The following is a 19,165-nucleotide window of genomic DNA, read 5'->3' as shown; positions in this document are numbered from 1 at the left end:
CACATTGCCGTGAAGTGTCGCCCGGGCCTCAAACTCGCCTCATTTGGCCCTGAGACATTGCGGCTGTCCGAGCGATCCGGAGGAGTGATGGCGGCGCGCCGTATCTTGGCAGTGGTGTGTGCGGTGAGCCTCGCTTTCGCGTCGGTCATCGGGCCGGCCCTTGCGCAGAAGAAAAGCAGGGGCCCGGCGCTTATTCGCGATGCCGAGATCGAAAGCCTGATGCGGCTCTACACCAAGCCGATCTTCCAGGCGGCGGGCCTCAATCCCGGCGCGGTGCATGTCTATATCATCAACGATCCGCGCATCAACGCCTTCGTCGCCGGCGGCCAGCGCATCTTCATCCATACCGGCCTCCTCACCCAGGCGAAGACGCCCAATGAAGTGATCGGCGTTCTCGCCCATGAAACGGGTCATATCGCCGGCGGGCATCTCGCGCGCATGCAGAACGAGATCGACCGCAAGAGCACGGCCGCCATCATCGGCATGCTGCTGGGAGCAGCGGCCGTTGCCGGCGGCGCCGTGGCCGGCCAAGGCGAAGTCGCCCAGGCGGGTGGCGGCATCATGATGGGCACGCAGGGCATGGCGCAGCGCCTGGTGCTGAGCTATGCGCGCGCCATGGAGGCCTCGGCCGACCAGGCGGCGATCAAGTTCCTGACCGCCACCGGCCAGTCCGGCAAGGGCATGCTCACGCTGTTCCAGAAGCTCGCCAGCCAGTCGATGGCTTCGCTGCGGAATGTCGACCCTTATTTGCTGTCGCATCCGATGCCGCTCGACCGCATCCGCAATCTCGAAATATCCGCCAGGGCGAGCAAGTATTTCGGCATGCCGGACAAACCCGAAATCGTGCTGCGGCACAAGCTCATGCAGGCGAAGCTGGTCGGCTTCCTGCAGCCGATGCAGACGGTGTATCAGCGCTATCCGACATCCGATGACAGCCTGCCGGCGCGCTATGCCCGCGCCATCGCAATGTTCCGCAGCGGCGACACGCGCAATGCGGTGACGGTGATCGATACGCTCATCCGCGACTTGCCGAGCGACCCCTATTTCCTGGAGTTGAAAGGCCAGGCGCTGCTCGAAGGCGGAGAGCCGGCCAAAGCCGTGGCGCCCTTGCGCCAGACCGTCAAGATGCTCCCCAATAACGGCCTCATCCGCATCATGCTGGCCCAGGCGCTGCTCGGCACTGAGAACAAGGCGAATGCGAAAGCCGCCCTGACCGAGCTCAAGCTGGCGCGCAAGACGGAAGACGACACCGCAAGCCTCTATCAGTTCATGGCCATGGCCTACGGCCAGCTGGGCGACATACCGCGCGCCGACCTCGCCACGGCGGAGGCCGCCTTTTACCGCGGCGACAAGCAACTCGCCGAGGAGAAAGCCAAGGTCGCGATGGCGACCCTGAAGCGCGGATCGTCCGACTGGCTGCGCGCTAACGATATCTTGAATTTCGTCAACCGGAGCGACAAGTAGACCGGCGCCCGGAATAGGCGCATTGTGCCGGCACTCCCCTCTACTGCCCAAGGAAACCCGATGCTCAAACTTATCCGCATGCTCCTGGTCGCCATGGCGGCTCTATTCGTGCTCCCGGTGCAGGCGGCGGAATTCACGCCCGAGCAGAAGGCGGAATTCGGCGATCTCATCCGTCAGTATCTGATGGAGAATCCGGAAGTCGTGCGCGATGCGCTGCAGGAGCTCGAGCGCAAGCAGCAGGTGGCTGAAGATGCGGCGCGCACGGATTCGCTGCAATCCCTGTCGGCGGAGATATTCCGCAGCCAGGACGACCTGGTGGGCGGCAATCCCGACGGCAAGGTCACCATGGTCGAGTTCTTCGATTACAATTGCGGCTACTGCAAGCGGGCCTTTCCCGATGTCATGAAGATGGTCGAGAACGACAAGGACCTCAAGCTGGTGATGAAGGAGTTCCCCATTCTGGGCCCGGGCTCGGTCTATGCCGCCCGCGCCGCGCTCGCTTCGCGCAAGCAAGGCAAGTACTGGGACTATCACCTCGCTTTGATGGCCCATGAGGGGCGGATCGACGAGGCGGTGGCGGACCAGATTGCCGAGGCTCAGGGCCTCGACCTGAAAAAGCTCAAGGCCGACATGGACTCGGATGAGGTCAACCAGGTCATCAACCGCAACATGCAGCTGGCCGATTCGCTCAAGATCCAGGGCACCCCGGCGTTCATCATTGACCAGACCGTCATCCCGGGGGCGGTCGGCTATGAGGCGCTGGTCGCCACCGTCAGGCAGGTGCGCGACAATGGCGGGTGCAAGCTCTGTTGAGGACAGATCCCCGGCTCCGGTGTGATCCGCCTTCACGAAGCACATCCGACCGCCTATAAGCGCATCCATGAAACCAGTTTTCATCATAAACGGGCCCAATCTGAATATGTTGGGCCTGCGCGAACCTGACGTTTACGGCCGGGAGACGCTGGCGGGGCTCGAGGAGCGCTGCCAGGCCAAGGCCCGGAAGCTCGGGCTCGACATCTCTTTCCGGCAGAGCAACATCGAAGGCGAGCTGGTTTCCTGGATCCAGGAGGCCCGCTCCAAGGCCAGCGGCCTCATTCTCAACGCCGCCGCCTATACCCATACCTCGATCGCCATTCACGATGCGCTGAAGGCGGCGCAAATCCCGATCATCGAAGTCCACCTCACCAATATCTACAGGCGTGAGCCGTTCCGCCACCACAGCTATGTTTCGCCCGTCGCCGACGGCGTGCTGTGCGGCTTCGGCGGACAGGGCTATGAGCTTGCCCTCGACGCGCTTCATCAGATCCTGACAGCCAAGAAAGGGTAATTCCGATCATGCCCGCGAAGAAGAAATCGCCACCGCCCAGGCCACAGCCGGACAAAGCGGAACTTGGGCTGATCCGGAACCTTGCCGATCTCCTGAACGAGACCGGCCTTACGGAAATCGAGCTTGAGCAGAAGGGTGTGCGGGTGCGCGTGTCGCGCGGGGGCACGGCCGTCTACACCGCCGCAGCGCCGACCCCGGCTCCGCATGTTGCGCCAGCAAGCGCTCCGGCCGCCGTGGCTGCCGCACAATCGCCAGTCACCGCCGTCCCGGCCGATGCGGTCAAGTCCCCCATGGTCGGCACCGTCTATCGGGCATCGCAGCCGGGCGCTCCCAACTTCGTCGAGGTCGGAACCGAGGTCAAAGCCGGCCAGACGCTCCTCATCATCGAAGCGATGAAGACGATGAACCAGATCCCGGCGCCGCGCGCCGGCAAGGTCACCCAGATCTACGTCCAGAACGGCAGCCCGGTCGAATATGGCGAAGCCCTCGTGCTGATCGAGTAGAGCGATGTTCGACAAGATCCTTATCGCCAATCGCGGCGAGATCGCCCTTCGCGTCATGCGCGCCTGCCGCGAGCTCGGCATACATACCGTCGCCGTCCATTCGACCGCCGATGAAGAGGCCATGCATGTGCGGCTGGCGGACGAGAGCGTCTGCATCGGCCCGCCGCCGGCGCGCGACAGCTATCTCAATATCCCCGCCATCGTGGCGGCCTGCGAGATCACCGGCGCCGAGGCGGTGCATCCGGGTTATGGCTTCCTCTCCGAGAACGCCCGCTTCGCCGAGATCCTCGAAGAGCACAAGATCAAGTTCATCGGCCCCTCTTCCGCCCATATCCGCATCATGGGCGACAAGATCGAGGCCAAGCGCACCGCCAAGGAACTCGGCATCCCGGTGGTGCCGGGATCGGACGGCGGCATCAACGACCTGGGCGAGGCCCGGCGCGTCGCCAAGGACATCGGCTATCCGGTGCTGATCAAGGCGACGGCAGGCGGCGGCGGGCGCGGCATGAAAGTGGCGCGCAACGAGTCCGAGCTCGAAAACGCCATCCAGACCGCACAGGCCGAGGCCAAGGCCGCCTTCGGCAATGGCGATGTCTATCTCGAGAAATATCTCGAAAGGCCGCGCCATATCGAGATACAGGTCCTGGGCGACGGCCAGGGCCGCGCGGTGCATCTGGGCGAGCGCGACTGCTCGCTGCAGCGGCGCCATCAGAAAGTGTGGGAGGAAGCCCATTCACCGGCCCTCAATGCGGCGCAGCGCGAAGCCATCGGCGGGCGCGTGGCGCGCGCCATGCAGAAGCTCGGCTATGAAGGCGTCGGCACCGTCGAGTTCCTCTACGAGAACGGCGAGTTCTATTTCATCGAGATGAATACGCGGCTCCAGGTCGAGCATCCGGTGACCGAGATGCTCACCGGTCTCGATCTGGTGCAGGAGCAGATCCGTGTCGCCGCCGGCGCCCAGCTCAAATATGAGCAGAGCGACATCACCTTCTCGGGCCACGCCATCGAATGCCGCATCAATGCCGAGAACCCGACGACTTTTGCTCCCTCGCCCGGACGCGTCGAGAATGTGCATGTGCCGGGGGGCCTTGGGGTGCGCATCGATTCGGCCCTTTATGCGGGCTACCGCATCCCGCCCTACTACGACAGCCTCATCGGCAAGCTGATCGTGTTCGGCAAGTCGCGCACCGAATGCCTGATGCGGCTGCGCCGGGCGCTCGGCGAATATGTCATCGAAGGCGTCGAGACGACGATCCCGCTGTTCCAGCGCCTGGTCACCGAACCCGACATCATCGACGGCCACTATGACATTCACTGGCTCGAGAAGTATCTGATCGAAAACACCTGAGGCGCGCGTAGTGTCGACCATCACGCCGCAGATCCTGCTCAAGGCCTATGCCGCGGGGATTTTCCCGATGGCGGAGAGTGCCGAGGACAACGCGCTCTACTGGGTGGAGCCGGAGGAGCGCGGCATCTTCCCGCTCGACGGGCTGCATATCTCGCATTCGCTGCGCAAGCGCATCCGCCAGCGCCGCTTCGATGTCCGTATCGACACCGCCTTCGATGACGTCATCGCGGCCTGCGCCGAGAAGGCGCCCGACCGCAGGACGACGTGGATCAACCAGCGCATCAAGGCGCTCTATGGCCAGCTTTACAAGATGGGCTGCTGCCACTCGGTCGAATGCTGGCGGCAGAACCGGCTGGTCGGCGGTCTCTATGGGGTCAGGATCGGCGGCGCCTTCTTCGGCGAGAGCATGTTCTCGCGCGAGACCGACGCCAGCAAGGTGGCGCTCGTGCATCTGGTGGCGCGGCTCAAGGCCGGCGGCTTCCGCCTGCTCGACGCGCAGTTCACGACGCCGCATCTCGAGAGCCTGGGGGCCCGCTCCATCAGCCGCACCGACTACCACACGCTGCTCGAGCGCGCGATCGAGGACGACGCCGAATTCTTCAGGTTCCGCGAGGACCGCGATCCCGAGGCGGTGCTGCGGCTGGTGAAGGCTTCTTAGATACCGCCCGTGACGGCAAAAGCGCCGGCGCTGCGCCCGTCCGCCAGCCGGATCACGGCGGTGACGATCGATCCATAAGGCTTGCGCCACACGCTGTGCATCATCCTGTGTTCGACCGACGGCACTTCCCTGCGCGCCGTGAAGTCCGGCCCATCGCCGGTGACTTCGGCCGGCTCGCCATTGACATGAACCATGATCCGCGCCGCACGCAGGTCGATCGGTCCGGCCGATGTCAATTCAACCCGCGCCGTCACTTCGTTCCAGGCAGCATCCATGGCGCGTGTCCGGGCGGCGATCTCGACCTTCAAGCCTGATTCCACCTCATGATACGGCATGGACCGCGCGCCGAAGACATCATCGGGCAGTTCCGAAGTGCGCGGTGGCGGTGTGCGCCGCTTCGAGGCCCGCTCATAATCGGCGGCGAAGCGCAGAAGCTTCACATCGTCATAGGCCCTCCCGGCGATCGTGAGGCCGACTGGCATGCCGATATCGGCCATGGTGCCCATCGGCACCGTGACGGTCGGAATGCCGAAATGACGCCAGACAAGATTGCCATTGGCGACCCAGGTGCCGTTGCGCCAGGCGAGCCTGGCCGATTCCTCGTTCACATCGGCATCGGCCGGTCCGACATCAGCGACCGCGGGAAAGACAACCGCGTCAATCCCCTGCGCATCCATCCATTCTTCGAAGTCGGCCCGCCTGACCGTCTCGAGCCCATAGATACCTTCGGCAATGTCCGGAATATCCACAAGGGCGGGAAGGCCCCGCTTCGCCAGATCGACATAGTGGGCGAGGCTCGCATCCTCGCCGTAGCGGTCGGGGAGCGCGCCGGGCGGCTGGGGAAATATCTTGGCGCCATCGACCGAGGCGAGATCGGGAATGGCCGCATCGCCATTCGCGCGCAGGAAATCGTCAAACGCCCAGGCGCTGAGCAGTCCCAGCTCGTGCTCGGCGAAACCCTTGGGTACCAGGCCGCGATCGATCATCGACCGCGCGCCGGGACGGTCGCGCTCATAGTTGGAGACGAGCGGAAAGTCGGTTTCGATCACCTCCGCCCCGAGCGCCCTCAAGTCGCGCGCCGCGGCCTCCCATAGAGCCAGGACAGAAGCGCGCGTCTCGATCGGGGCATCGGCGCCCGTGTCCCGGCCAACATACATGCGCGGCACGCCAAGGCGCTTGCCGCGCAAGGAGCCTCCGAAATCGAGCTTCGCATAGCTCTCCGGCCGCAGTGCCGAACTCGGCGGGATGCTCAGCCAGGGCTGCATCCGCCAGAAATCGCCGCGCTTCGTGTGATCATCGGCAACGATCACATCGAGCAGCTCCAGCAGATCAGCGACACTTCTCGTATGCGGCACCACGACATCCATCGTCGGCACCAGCGGCCAGTTGCCGCGCACCGAGATCACGCCGCGCGACGGCGTATAAGCGACGAGACCATTATTCGAGGCCGGTGCGCGGCCCGAAGACCAGGTTTCCTCGCCGAGGCCGAAGGCGGCGAAGCTCGCTGCGGTGGCGGTGCCCGACCCATTGGATGAGCCTGACGCGAAAGCGGCCGTCAGATAGTCGCCATTGTAGGGGCTCTCGGCCCTTCCATAGACGCCGCGCTGCATGCCGCCATTGGCCATCGGCGGCATGTTGGTGAGCCCGATCAGAACCGCGCCGGCGCCGCGCAATCTCTCGATGGTGAAGGCATCATCGCCGGCGACCAGACGCTCGAAGGCGGGTGATCCTGCGGCGACGGTGAGACCGTTGGCGCGATAGCTGTCCTTGGCCGTGTAGGGAATCCCATCCAGCGGTCCCCGCACTTTACCCCGGCGGCGGCGCAGATCGGAGGCCGCGGCCGCTTCGAACATCGATGGATCAAGCACCGGAACGGCATTGAGCGCGATGCCATGGCGATCATAATAAGCGATGCGGCGCAGATAGGCGCCGACCAGCTCCACGCTGGTGACGGTGCCTGCTTCGAGCGCAGCGCGCAGCTCGGCGATCGAGGCTTCGACAATGTGCAGATCGCTCAAGGCCATTCGGCTTCAGTCTTCCGGCTGCTCGTCCTCGCCCGTGTCGTCGGGCTGGGTGTCCGGCACCTGCTCGATCACCGGCGGCGGCGCATTGGGATCGCGGCAACCGGTCAGCCAGACATCATAGATCGGATGCTCGACGGCGCTGAGACCTGGGCTCTCGGCGAACATCCAGCCGGAGAAGATCTTCTTGCGCGAATCATCTGACTCGAGCTCCTCGACCTCGACGAAGGAGGCCGTCTTCGGCTCTTCGGTGATATCGCGGGTATAGCAGGCATCGGCCTTCACGATCAGCCCGCCGAAACGCTTCTCCTCGCCGATCTTGCTCTCGAAGGTCGTGGTGAGGCCGGTGATCTTGTCGAGGCCGGCGAAGACGGCGATCGGATTGGAGATGCGCTCCGCCTGCGCCGGCACCGCCAGGGCAATGACCACAGGCAATGCGAGTGAAAATCTCATGACTTCACGGCCTCGACACGCAAACGCACATAATCCGCCGTCCAGTTGCCATGGGCGTCGCACAGGGCAAATCGGAGCAGCTCCTCGGTCTCCTTCACCGCGGCATCGAAGCCATCGCCGAACTGCTCGAAGAACGGCGTGTTGAAGAGCCTGAGCCAGGAAGCCATGCCGGTCTTGAGCGGCGTCGGGCGCGGGATGAGCGCGATGCGCTTCACATCGAACCCCGCTTGCCCAAGCATGGAACCGTAGATCTCGGGTGTGGGAAAGAACCAGGGATGCGCCGGCGCCGAATCGACGCCATGGCGACGCGCGGTCGCCGTGAGCGCGGTCACGATCGCCGCCACGTTGCCGTGACCGCCGAACTCGGCGACAAAGCGGCCTTTGGGCTTCAGCGCCCGCTTGACCCCGGCAATGACGCGTTCGGGCCGTGTCATCCAATGGAGAGCCGCGTTCGAGAAGACGGCATCGAATTCACCGTCGAAGGTCAGTGCCTCGCCATCCATCAGGCGCACATCGAGGCCACGGTCAAGGCAGGTCCGGACGAAACTCTCGCTCGCATCGACGCCGACCACCTGCGCGCCGCCTTGCGCGAGTTGCGCCGTCAGGACGCCATCGCCGCAGCCGAGATCGAGGATGCGTTCGCCGGGCCGCGGCGCCAGCCAGTCGAGCACGCCGCCGGCCAGGTCGGAGACGAAACGCGCATGCTCATCATAGGACGACGCCGACCAGGTCTGGCGGCGCGAGGCCTCTTTTGTCATTGCGGCTGGGCTTCCGGCACCGGCTCGTTCTCCGGCGCGGGCTGAGGCTGCGTGCTCTCGGCCGGCTTGTCGCCGCCCCCCTTGCCTCTGCCGCTGTCGAACATCGCGGTCGAGATCAGCGTCCAGATATCGACAGCACCTTGCGTGTTGGTGATCTGGCCGCCATCAGCCAGGAGGGTTTCCGAGCCGCCGGGATCGAGGGCTATGAAATTCGAGCCGAGAAGCCCCTCGGAGGTCACCTTCGCCGTCGTGTCGTCGGTCAGCTTCACCTTGGGATCGATCGCCATGGTGACTTGCGCCTGGTAATTTTCCGGATTCAACGACTGGGCGACGACGGTTCCGATCTTGATGCCGGCGAGGCGGACATCGGTGCCGGTATTGACGCCCGCGACATTGTCGAACTCGGCCTTGAGCGTATAGCCGCTCGCGGTGCCGCCCTTGCCCGATGTCGTATAGGCAAAAGCGAAGAAGCCGGCGGCGATCAGGATGACCAGCGCGCCAATGGCGGTCTCAACGGTGGTGTTTTTCATCAATGAATCCCTTGCGATCCGCCCTTCTAGCGATCTTTAGGGAGTCGAGACAACCCGCAAATTGTGGCAGCAGCGGGCCGGAAAGAATGAACTATTCCGGCTGCCAGGCTTCGTAGTCGGCCTTGGGCGGCTTGGGCCTGGCGCTGCCGACGATGCTGCCGGGCGGCCGATAGGCCTGGGCCGTCCCGGTCAGGTTTGGCTGGTGCGGCTTTTCCCATTCGCGCGGCCTGTAGCTGTCCCCCGACGGCGGATTGGCGTCACGGTGATGCATCCAGCCGTGCCAGCCCGGCGGGATCGCAGAAGCCTCGGCATAGCCATTATAGACGACCCAGCGGCGCTCGGCGATCGAACGGGGCAAAGCCGAGGGCGCCCGGTAATAGCGGTTGCCGAATTCATCCTGGCCGACGAACTCGCCCTTACGCCACGTATAGAAGCGCAGACCAAGCGTCTGGCCGCTCCACCAGGAGAAAAACTGCTTGAGGAAGGTGATCACGCTTTCCGTCCGTTCATGCACCAGAATTCCCGCCCTGAATGGCGGAAATGGGCGGTTTTGTCCAGTCTCCCGCGACTCTCACTTCATCGCATCCACCAGCGTCAGGCCGTCCTTCGCCTCGAGGCCCTTGGCGGGCACGATCCTCACATCCGGTATCGATCCGGCGAGCGCGGCCAGGCCTTCGAGCTCGGCCGACTGAGCGTCGAGTGGCGAGGGCACGGCATAGAGATTGAGCCCGCGCCGCAAGCGCTCGCGCATGAGGCTCACCGCATAGACCGGATAGGTCTTGTCGGCCTTGCCGATCATCACATCCGTTTTCCATGCGCGCAGGACCAGGCGGTGGTCCGGCTTGTCGGCAATCGCCTTGGCCCAGGTGATGTCGGCCAGACGGCCGCGATGCAGAGCCGGGCGCGGCGGCAGCCCGTTGAGGTCCCGATTGGGATCGAGATAGCCGAGGCCCAGGGTCCATGACCATTTGCCTTCCTCGGTCCAGCCATCGCTGGCCAGAGCCGCGTCGAGCGGCGACAGGCCGCCCGCCCATTGCAGGCTGAACTGCTCTTCGCTGCGTCCGGCCAGATCGATGCGCCGGCGCGGCAGGCTGGCCCAGGCGCCCTGCTCCCATTGCTCCGGGTCATAGAGGACAATGGCCTCGCGCGGCGCGTAAATCTCGGCATTGGCCGCATAGTCGCGCGATATGTGGACCGCGCCCGCCAGTGCGAAAACGGCAAGCGCCGCAATGCTGAGGCCCATCGGCATGATACGGCGCGGCGGCACGGCTTCGATGGCGATGCCGAAGGCGGCGATCATCACGGCGCCGAACAGGAAGCCGCCCAGGACGTCGGACATCCAGTGGGCGCCCAGATAGATGCGCGAATAGGCGATGGCGACCATCGCGATGCCGGCGCCGGCGAAGACCACCGCCTTGCCCCAGCTGCGCAGTCCATGGGTCGCCAGCACCGCGAAGACGCCGAGCGTCACGGTGGCGAAGGTCGTATGGCCGGAGGGGAAGCTGAAGATTTCGGGCAGGCCGGCCAATTCGACCGGACGTGGCCGCTGCAGCCACAGTTTCATCAAAGGCACAAACAGCCGTGCCGCCAGGATGGTGAGGAAAGCCGCGGCGGCGACACGCCATTCGCGCCGCCACAGGAGCCAGGCGACCATGGCGAGCGCCATGGCGATCATGACCGCGCCATCACCCAGCATGGTGATCATGGTCATGATCTCGTCGGCGGGCGCGTTGCGCAGCCCTTGCATCATATTGTGCAAGGACAGGTCGGCATCGATCATGGTCGACTGGCCGAAGACGCTGCTCATGATGTGCAGGAAGGCGATGAGCGCGGTCACGGCCAGGGCGGCAAAGAGAATGATCGCCAGCGATCCCGGATGGGCCGGCGATATGACTGAGCCGAGCCGCGGCCAGAAGCGGCCGGACTGCTGGCTCGCCCAGGCGGCGAAGCGATCCTGTCCGCTTTCGAGGATCGGCCCGAGCCCGCCAATGAACAGCCGGATCAACCAGCCGGCGATCGCCAGCACCACCAGCAACACCAGGAGCACGATGAGGAGGCGCTCGCTGAGCTCGCCCGCCATCGCCAGCACCTGGCCGAACAGCATGCCCGGCAGCACGTGGGTTGCAGTCCATACAAGGCCCGATGTCACATTGATCGTGGCGAAATAGGCCTGCCCCATGCCGAACATGCCGACAATGCCGGGCACCACCGCCTTGACGCCCGGAACGAAGCGGCCGATGGCAATAGACTTGCCGCCATGCTTGCGCACGAAATCCTCGCCGCGCCCGACCAGCACCGGGTAGCGGTTGAGCGGCCACATGAGCTTGAGCCGGTCACCGAACAGCCGGCCGGCCCAATAGGACAGCTGATCGCCCAGAATGGCGCCAAAGGCGGTTGCCGCGAAGACCGGCCAGAATTCGAGATGCCCGGTGCCGACCAGCATGCCGGCCCCCACCAGCACCGCAGTCGAGGGCACGAACAAGCCGATGATGAGCAGCGCCTCGCCGAACGCGATCAGAAAGATGATGGCGATCGCCCAGCCCGGATGCTGCGTGAAGAAGTCGAGATAAGGCTGAATATACTCCATGCGGCCGGCGTTCGTTACGTCAGAGGGTCAATGGAAAAGGGAAAGGGAGAGAGCAGTCATTCCATGGAAATCCGGCTGTAGCATATGAAAATCGATCCTTTTCATGACGTTGAGTTGAAGAAGGGCTCCAGGAATGTGACCATGGATATAGGGTGCCCATGGGGCCGGAAGCAAGGCGGGCGCAAGTGCGATGTCACCATCAACAAGCCCAAGAGCAACCCGATGAGGAGAATTTGGGGCGAATCGTGCTTCCCTGTCCTCCTCGAATGCCGCCCGTCCCTCTGCTATTGATGCATGCCCACTTCATGACCTCGCAATGACACCATTCTCCGCCGACAAGCCGCTGGCCAATCTCGCAACCTGGGCAGGCTTCGCCGCCATGTGCCTCGGCATGTTCATGGCCATCCTCGACATCCAGGTCGTGGTGACCTCGCTCGCCGTCATCCAGGAGGCGCTCGGCATCGGCGCCGACCGGATGAGCTGGATCCAGACCGCCTATCTCATCGCCGAGATCATCGCCATTCCGCTCACCGGCCTGTTCATCCGCACGCTGGGGATCAAACGCAGCTTCATCATCGCCCTTGCCGTGTTCACGCTGGCTTCGATCGCCTGCGCCGTCAGCTTCGATTTCGCTTCGCTGATCGCCGCTCGGGTGGTCCAGGGTTTCGCCGGCGGCGTCCTCATCCCCCTTGTCTTCGCCGCGGTCTTCCTGCTGTTCCCGCGCGAAAGCCAGCCGCTCGCCACGACGATCGCCGGCATGGTGGCGGTGCTCGCCCCCACGCTTGGCCCGATTGTCGGCGGCTGGATCACCGAAACGACATCCTGGCACTGGCTGTTCCTCATCAATGTGCTGCCGGGGCTCATCGCGATCGCCGTCGCCGCCTTGAGCTTCGCAAGCGAACCCCGCGACCTGGGGCGCCTGCGCCATCTCGACTGGCTGGCGCTGATCTGCCTCGCCTTGGCGCTGGCGGCTTTCGAGATCGCGCTCAAGCAGGCGCCCGATGACGGCTGGCTGTCGGGCACCGTGCTCGGCCTCCTCGCCGCGACCGCGATCCTCGCCGGGTTCTTCATCCGGCGCACGCTCTTAGGCAGCGCTCCCGTCGTCGACATAAGGCTGCTCGGCCGGCGCAATTTCGCCGCAGGCTGCATCCTGAGCTTCGCGCTGGGCGCCGCCCTCTTCGGCATGGTCTATCTCATGCCGGTATTCCTCTCCTTCGTGCGCGGCCACGGGCCGTTGCGGATCGGCGAGATCATGCTGGTGACGGGCGCCGCACAGCTTTTGATGGCGCCGCTCGCGGTGCAGCTCGAAAAATATGTCGATGCGCGGTTTCTCACCGTCATCGGCTTCACGGTTTTCGCCATCGGCCTCGCTCTGAGCATGGGGCAGAGCGCCGACACCGACTACAATGAGATGTTCTGGCCGCAGGTCATCCGCGGCGCCTCGGTGATGCTGTGCCTGCTGGCGCCCACCCATATCGCGCTGGTCGGCCTTGCTTCGCATGAGATCGGCGACGGCAGCAGCCTGTTCAACATGATGCGCAACCTCGGCGGCGCCATCGGCATATCGCTCATCGACACGGTCATGTTCTCGCGCGGGCCCCAATATGCCGAAATTCTGACCGACAAGCTCAAGGCCGGCGACCCCGCGACCCTCGATCTCTTCGGCCTGACGCCTCAGGATATCGAGGGCGGGCTCGATTCCATGCGCCTTCTCGACCTCGTGCCCGATCTCGAGAAGCAGTCGCTGGTCATGTCGATCAACGACGCCTGGATGATCCTGGCGGCAATCGTCATCGTGGCGCTTGCCGCCCTGCTCTTCGTGCGCAAGGCGGATTCGCCTTCTCCCGGCATCGCCCCCTTGCACTAGCGCGCATCCCGGCGAAGTGGAGTCACTTCGCCGCAAAGGGTTCGCGCCAAATCAACGTGCTGGAGCAAATCCTCATCGCCAGGGTCGCGCAAACGTGACTTTGCGCCGGGACGCGCGATGCTAGCCTTGTGCCATGCGCAAATTGCGATCCTTGTTTCTTGCATCCCTCATCGTCAGCGCTTTCGCCACGCCGATGGCCGTCCCCTCGGCGTTCGCCGAAACCAGAAGCGGCGCGCAGGCCAAGGATCAGGAAATCGCCAGGGCCAATCTGAACGCCTTCAACGAGGCGTGGCAAACCGTGCGCGACAACTTCTACGACGCAAAAATGGAGGGGCTCGACTGGGACCTGGTCGGCCGGCGATATCGCATCTTCGCGGACTGGCCCAATGCCGATATCGCCGACATCATCAAGCGGATGCTGGCGGAGCTTCGCGCCTCGCATACCGGCTATTACACGCCGGACGAGATCGCCTATTACGATCTCGCCGATATCTTTTCCCGCGGCCTCAGTCGCGAGCTCGCGCAACGCTTTCCCAAAGGCGAGGTCGCTTATGACGGGATCGGCATGGCCACCCGCGTCATCGACGGGCGGCACTTCATCAGCGGCGTTTACGACGGCTTTCCGGCGGCGCAGGCCAAGCTGCTGGTGGGCGATGAGATCATTTCCGCCGACGGCTCCGCCTTCGCGCCGGTCAGGTCCTTTGCCGGCAAGGTGGGCAAGACGGTTCGCCTCACGATCAGGCGCGAGGCGCAGGGCCCGCCCATCACCGTCGAAGTCACTCCACAGCTCCTCCATCCCAATGACACCTATCTCGCCGCGATGAAGAACGGCGCGCGCGTCATCGAGAAGGACGGGCGCAAGCTCGCCTATGTGCATGTCTGGTCCTATGCGAGGCGGGAATATCAGGACCTCCTCGAAGAGCTCGTCGAGGATCGGTTCAAGGATGCCGATGGCCTCATCTGGGACCTGCGCGATGGCTGGGGCGGTGGCCAGCCTTATTATCTCGACATCTTCAATGCCCGCGCCCCCACCGTGACTTTCAAGGATCGCCGGAGCAGCGGCACGCAGAATGCGCGCTGGCGCAAGCCCGTCGTGCTCATCATCAATGGCGGGTCACGCAGCGCCAAGGAAATCCTGGCCTATGGCTTCAAGAAATATGGCTATGGCGAAGTCGTGGGAACGCGGACTACCGGCGCGGTCCTGGCCGGACGTGCCTATATCCAGTCGAATGGAAGCCTGCTTCTGGTCGCTGTCTCCGACGTCGCGGTCGACGATGAGCGGCTGGAAGGGGTGGGCGTTGCGCCCGATCATGAGGTGCCCTTCGACATCCGCTATGCCAAGGGTGCTGATCCGCAACTGGCAGCCGCCCTCGATGTCCTCTTGCGAAAACTGACATCGCCCTGATTATACCGCAATTCCACCGCCGGTTCGCCGCCCCGCCGTCTGCTCGCCTCACTGCCCCCGCCGCCATCCGAGCCGACGCCTCGCCGCTGGCGAGCGCCGTAAAGTAATGGCGGTCGAGAATCGGCCCTTTTCCCGCGTTTTCGAGGTCAAGCCCAAGGTTTGCTTGCGAGGCCCCGCCGAATCGTGGCGCACTCTCACTTATCCACAAGGGGTCGTCAAGCTGTGGACACTACATGTTGTGTTAAGGATTTGGCAATACACTACCTGTTGACGTTCCCATGACGATGTAATAGATTGAGTCCTGAGGCTGAGGGGTAGCGGGAACCGGGGCAAAAGCCGGCTCTCAGACAACCAAAAACCCAAAATAATGCTGCTTGAACCGCGGGCGTTTTTCCGCGGTTGGGGAGTTCTGCGTCGTCAAACACGGGTGAATAGAAGCCGGTGGGTGGATTCTCGCGCGTCCACTCTTGGCCAACACTGAAAAAGAATGAGGGAAGCTATGAAGATCGAGCGCCGCTACACAAAATCTGGTCAGGACGCCTATCACGGGCTGGATTTCCGAAAGGCGGTGAGCGAGATCAAAAACCCCGATGGCTCCATCGTGTTCCGCCTCGAGGGCATCGAGGTGCCGGCGAGTTGGAGCCAGGTCGCGTCCGACATCCTGGCGCAGAAATATTTCCGCAAGGCCGGCGTGCCCGTGGCCTTGAAGCGCGTCGAGGAAGAGACCGTCCCCTCCTGGCTGTGGCGTTCGGCGCCTGATGACGCCGCCTTGGGCGCCCTCCCCGTCAAGGAGCGGACCCGCGGCGAGATCAGTTCCAAGGAAGTCTTCAACCGGCTGGCCGGCACCTGGACCTATTGGGGCTGGAAGGGCGGTTATTTCGACACCGAAGAGGACGCCCGCGCCTTCTATGACGAGCTCTGCTACATGCTCGCCACCCAGAAATGCGCGCCCAATTCTCCGCAATGGTTCAATACCGGCCTGCATTGGGCCTATGGCATCGATGGTCCCGGCCAAGGCCACTACTATGTCGATTTCGAAACGGCCAAGCTCGTCAAGTCGAAGTCGGCCTATGAGCATCCCCAGCCGCATGCCTGCTTCATCCAGTCGATCGAGGACGACCTCGTCAATGAAGGCGGCATCATGGACCTGTGGGTGCGCGAGGCCCGCCTGTTCAAATATGGCTCGGGCACCGGGTCCAACTTCTCCAGGCTGCGCGGCGAGAATGAGCGGCTGTCGGGCGGCGGCAAGTCCTCCGGCCTGATGAGCTTCCTCAAGATCGGCGATCGTGCCGCCGGCGCCATCAAATCGGGCGGCACCACGCGCCGCGCCGCCAAGATGGTCGTCGTCGACATCGATCACCCCGATGTCGAGGACTATATCGACTGGAAGGTCAAGGAAGAGCAGAAGGTCGCGGCCCTCGTCACCGGCTCCAAGGTGGTGCGCAAGGCGCTGACCCAGATCATGAAGGCCTGCGTCAATTGCGAAGGCTCCGGCACCGACTGCTTCGAGATCGAAAAGAACCCCGCCCTCAAGCGCGCCGTCAAGGATGCGCGCCGCAACATGGTGCCCGACAACTACATCAAGCGGGTGATCCAGTTCGCGCGCCAGGGCTATAAGGATATCTCCTTCGACACCTATGATACCGACTGGGACGGCGAGGCCTATCGCACCGTTTCCGGCCAGAATTCCAACAATTCGGTGCGCGTCACCGACGACTTCCTCAATGCGGTCGAGAGCGACCGCAACTGGGAGCTGACGTCGCGCCTCACCGGCAAGACCACCAGGACGATCTCGGCGCGCACCCTGTGGGACAAGGTCGGCTATGCCGCCTGGGCCTCGGCCGATCCCGGCATCCAGTTCCACACCACGATCAATGACTGGCACACCTGCCCGGCCTCGGGCGAGATCCGCGCCTCCAACCCGTGCTCGGAATATATGTTCCTCGACGACACGGCCTGCAATCTCGCTTCCCTGAACCTGCTGCAGTTCCGCCAGGACGATGCCTCGTTCGACATCTCCTCCTTCGAGCATGGCGTGCGCCTGTGGACCATCGTGCTCGAAATCTCGGTGCTGATGGCGCAGTTCCCGTCCAGGGAGATCGCCAGGCTCTCCTACGAGTTCCGCACGCTCGGCCTCGGCTTCGCCAATATCGGCGGCCTGCTGATGACCGCCGGCATTCCCTATGACAGCCATGAGGGCCGCGCCATCTGCGGCGCCATCTCGGCCATCATGACCGGCATCTCCTATGCGACCTCGGCCGAAATGGCCAAGGAGCTCGGCCCCTTCCCCGGCTATGAGAAGAACCGCGACCACATGCTGCGCGTCATGCGCAACCATCGCCGCGCCGCCTATGGCGCAGCCGTCGGCTACGAGTCCGTGAAGACCGCGCCGGTGCCGCTCGATGAGCTGAGCTGCCCCGACAAGGCCCTCATCGTCCATGCCCGCCAGGCCTGGGACAAGGCCGTCAATCTCGGCGAGGCGCATGGCTATCGCAATGCGCAGTCGACCGTCATCGCGCCGACCGGCACGATCGGCCTCGTCATGGATTGCGACACCACCGGCATCGAGCCCGATTTCGCGCTCGTCAAGTTCAAGAAGCTCGCCGGCGGCGGCTATTTCAAGATCATCAACCAGGCGGTGCCGGAGGCGCTGCGCACCCTCGGCTACAGCGTCGAGGAGATCGAGAACATCGTCTCCTATGCGGTGGGCCATGGCTCGCTCGCCGACAGCCCGGCGATCGACCACCAGGCCCTCAAGGCCAAGGGCTTCGGCGACGCCGAGATCGCCAAGGTCGAGGCGGGCCTCGCTTCCGCCTTCGACATCAAGTTCGTATTCAACAAGTTCACGCTGGGCGAAGCCTTCTGCAAGTCGACGCTCAATCTCGGCGATGAGCAGCTGAACGACTTCGGCTTCGATCTCCTGGGGTCTCTCGGCTTCTCCAGGGCCGACATCGAGCGCGCCAATATCCATGTCTGCGGCGCCATGACGCTCGAAGGGGCGCCCGGCCTCAAGGACGAGCACCTGCCGGTCTTCGACTGCGCCAATCCGTGCGGCCGGCTCGGCAAGCGCTATCTCTCGGTCGACAGCCATATCCGCATGATGGCGGCCGCCCAGCCCTTCATCTCGGGCGCCATCTCCAAGACCATCAACATGCCGAACGACGCCTCGGTCGAGGAATGCAACGCGGCCTATCTTCTGTCCTGGAAGCTGGCGCTCAAGGCCAACGCCCTCTATCGCGACGGTTCCAAGCTCTCCCAGCCGCTCTCGGCCCAGCTCATCGAGGATGACGAGGTCGAGGACGACCTGGCCGAGACGCTGACCGGCAAGCCGCAGGTGCAGAAGGTCGAGAAGGTGATCGAGAAGATCGTCGAGGTGATGGTCAAGCGCGAGCGCGAGGTCATGCCGCAGCGCCGCAAGGGCTATACCCAGAAGGCGATCGTCGGCGGCCACAAGGTCTATCTCCATACCGGCGAATATGAGGATGGGCGCCTCGGCGAGATCTTCATCGACATGCACAAGGAGGGCACGGCGCTCCGGGCGATGATGAACAATTTCGCCATCGCCGTATCGACCGGCCTGCAATATGGCGTGCCGCTCGACAAGTTCGTGGAGGCCTTCACCTTCACGCGCTTCGAGCCGGCGGGCCTCGTGCAGGGCAACCAGTCGATCAAGAACGCCACCTCGATCCTCGACTATGTGTTCCGCGAGCTGGCGGTCTCCTATCTCGGCCGCCACGACCTCGCCCATGTCGAGCCCTCCGATATCGGCTTCGACGCGCTGGGCAAGGGTGTGGAGGACGGCAGCGCCCCGCCGCCGGCTCCGGTGCCGGTGCCGGCCGCCAAGGTGCTGTCGTCGGGCTTCGTGCGCAAGAACCTGAATACGCGCAATGTCGTCATGATGCCGACAGGCGCCACGGCATCGCCGGCCCATGCGCTGCAGATGCGGGCCGCCGAGAGCTATGGCACGTCGGCACTCGCCGTCACCGCGGAAGTCCATGTGCATGAGCATCACGAAGACCATGTGCATGTCCATGCCGCGCCTCAGGTGATGGAGCTCGACCGGCGCACCGAGGCGCGCATGAAGGGCTATGAGGGCGACAGCTGCAACGAATGCGGCAACTACACGATGGTGCGCAACGGCACCTGCCTCAAATGCGACACCTGCGGCTCGACGAGCGGGTGCTCATAAGAGCGAACAACGACAGTTCGATGAGAAATGGCCGGGCCAAGCCCGGCCATTTGCA

Annotated in this window: 15 protein-coding genes; 9 read left to right on the top strand and 6 right to left on the bottom strand. The window is 64.0% G+C overall.

The window, feature by feature from the left end:
* The first annotated feature begins 87 nt into the window (after positions 1 to 87).
* From DT068_RS18870 to aat, 6 genes are all read left to right on the top strand, one after another.
* Entirely contained in the window at positions 88 to 1,464 is a 1,377-nt protein-coding gene (locus tag DT068_RS18870; protein WP_119391433.1) for a M48 family metalloprotease, read from the top strand.
* Between the two features lie 60 nt (positions 1,465 to 1,524).
* Positions 1,525 to 2,277 (top strand): DsbA family protein, encoded by a 753-nt coding sequence (locus DT068_RS18865; RefSeq protein ID WP_119391432.1) that lies wholly within the window; start codon positions 1,525 to 1,527, stop codon positions 2,275 to 2,277.
* Positions 2,278 to 2,344: 67 nt separating this feature from the next.
* Positions 2,345 to 2,791 carry a type II 3-dehydroquinate dehydratase gene (aroQ, locus tag DT068_RS18860; protein WP_119391431.1) on the top strand — a complete coding sequence of 149 codons (447 nt, stop codon included), beginning with the start codon at positions 2,345 to 2,347 and terminating at the stop codon, positions 2,789 to 2,791.
* Positions 2,792 to 2,799: 8 nt separating this feature from the next.
* Positions 2,800 to 3,294, top strand: a complete 495-nt coding sequence (gene accB, locus DT068_RS18855; RefSeq protein WP_119391430.1) for an acetyl-CoA carboxylase biotin carboxyl carrier protein — start codon at positions 2,800 to 2,802, stop codon at positions 3,292 to 3,294.
* A 4-nt stretch (positions 3,295 to 3,298) separates the two neighbouring features.
* A complete protein-coding gene (gene accC / locus DT068_RS18850) occupies positions 3,299 to 4,642 on the top strand; it encodes an acetyl-CoA carboxylase biotin carboxylase subunit (RefSeq protein WP_119391429.1) in 1,344 nt (447 codons plus the stop codon).
* 10 nt (positions 4,643 to 4,652) lie between these two features.
* Positions 4,653 to 5,300, top strand: coding sequence for a leucyl/phenylalanyl-tRNA--protein transferase (gene aat / locus DT068_RS18845; protein WP_119391428.1), 648 nt, complete (start codon positions 4,653 to 4,655; stop codon positions 5,298 to 5,300).
* Here aat and DT068_RS18840 read toward each other — a convergent pair.
* From DT068_RS18840 to DT068_RS18815, 6 genes are all read right to left on the bottom strand, one after another.
* On the bottom strand, positions 5,297 to 7,324 hold the full coding sequence (locus DT068_RS18840) for an amidase (RefSeq protein ID WP_162914302.1): 2,028 nt from the start codon (positions 7,322 to 7,324) through the stop codon (positions 5,297 to 5,299). The two genes, aat and DT068_RS18840, sit on opposite strands and share 4 nt — an antisense overlap.
* 6 nt (positions 7,325 to 7,330) lie before the next feature.
* Positions 7,331 to 7,774: a DUF2155 domain-containing protein gene (locus DT068_RS18835; RefSeq protein ID WP_119391427.1), complete on the bottom strand. Its 444-nt coding sequence runs from the start codon at positions 7,772 to 7,774 to the stop codon at positions 7,331 to 7,333.
* A complete protein-coding gene (locus DT068_RS18830; RefSeq protein ID WP_119391426.1) occupies positions 7,771 to 8,532 on the bottom strand; it encodes a class I SAM-dependent methyltransferase in 762 nt (253 codons plus the stop codon). The genes DT068_RS18835 and DT068_RS18830 overlap by 4 nt, the downstream gene beginning before the upstream one ends.
* Positions 8,529 to 9,062 (bottom strand): outer membrane lipid asymmetry maintenance protein MlaD, encoded by a 534-nt coding sequence (mlaD, locus tag DT068_RS18825; protein WP_119391425.1) that lies wholly within the window; start codon positions 9,060 to 9,062, stop codon positions 8,529 to 8,531. The genes DT068_RS18830 and mlaD overlap by 4 nt, the downstream gene beginning before the upstream one ends.
* A gap of 91 nt (positions 9,063 to 9,153) precedes the next feature.
* On the bottom strand, positions 9,154 to 9,555 hold the full coding sequence (locus tag DT068_RS18820) for an NADH:ubiquinone oxidoreductase subunit NDUFA12 (RefSeq protein WP_119391424.1): 402 nt from the start codon (positions 9,553 to 9,555) through the stop codon (positions 9,154 to 9,156).
* Between the two features lie 78 nt (positions 9,556 to 9,633).
* Positions 9,634 to 11,649, bottom strand: a complete 2,016-nt coding sequence (locus DT068_RS18815) for a bifunctional DedA family/phosphatase PAP2 family protein (protein ID WP_119391423.1) — start codon at positions 11,647 to 11,649, stop codon at positions 9,634 to 9,636.
* Between the two features lie 316 nt (positions 11,650 to 11,965).
* On the opposite strand from DT068_RS18815, the gene DT068_RS18805 reads away from it, so the two are divergent.
* From DT068_RS18805 to DT068_RS18795, 3 genes are all read left to right on the top strand, one after another.
* Complete coding sequence (locus DT068_RS18805; protein ID WP_119391421.1) at positions 11,966 to 13,516, top strand: DHA2 family efflux MFS transporter permease subunit; 1,551 nt, start codon at positions 11,966 to 11,968, stop codon at positions 13,514 to 13,516.
* A 133-nt stretch (positions 13,517 to 13,649) separates the two neighbouring features.
* On the top strand, positions 13,650 to 14,921 hold the full coding sequence (locus DT068_RS18800; protein WP_119391420.1) for a S41 family peptidase: 1,272 nt from the start codon (positions 13,650 to 13,652) through the stop codon (positions 14,919 to 14,921).
* Positions 14,922 to 15,420: 499 nt separating this feature from the next.
* Positions 15,421 to 19,110 carry a vitamin B12-dependent ribonucleotide reductase gene (locus DT068_RS18795; protein ID WP_119391419.1) on the top strand — a complete coding sequence of 1,230 codons (3,690 nt, stop codon included), beginning with the start codon at positions 15,421 to 15,423 and terminating at the stop codon, positions 19,108 to 19,110.
* The last annotated feature ends 55 nt before the right edge of the window (positions 19,111 to 19,165 follow it).

It is taken from the genome of Taklimakanibacter lacteus (genome assembly GCA_003576695.1).
GTDB classification, from domain to species: Bacteria; Pseudomonadota; Alphaproteobacteria; order Rhizobiales; family Aestuariivirgaceae; genus Taklimakanibacter; species Taklimakanibacter lacteus.
This window is presented reverse-complemented; position numbering and strand designations above follow the sequence as displayed.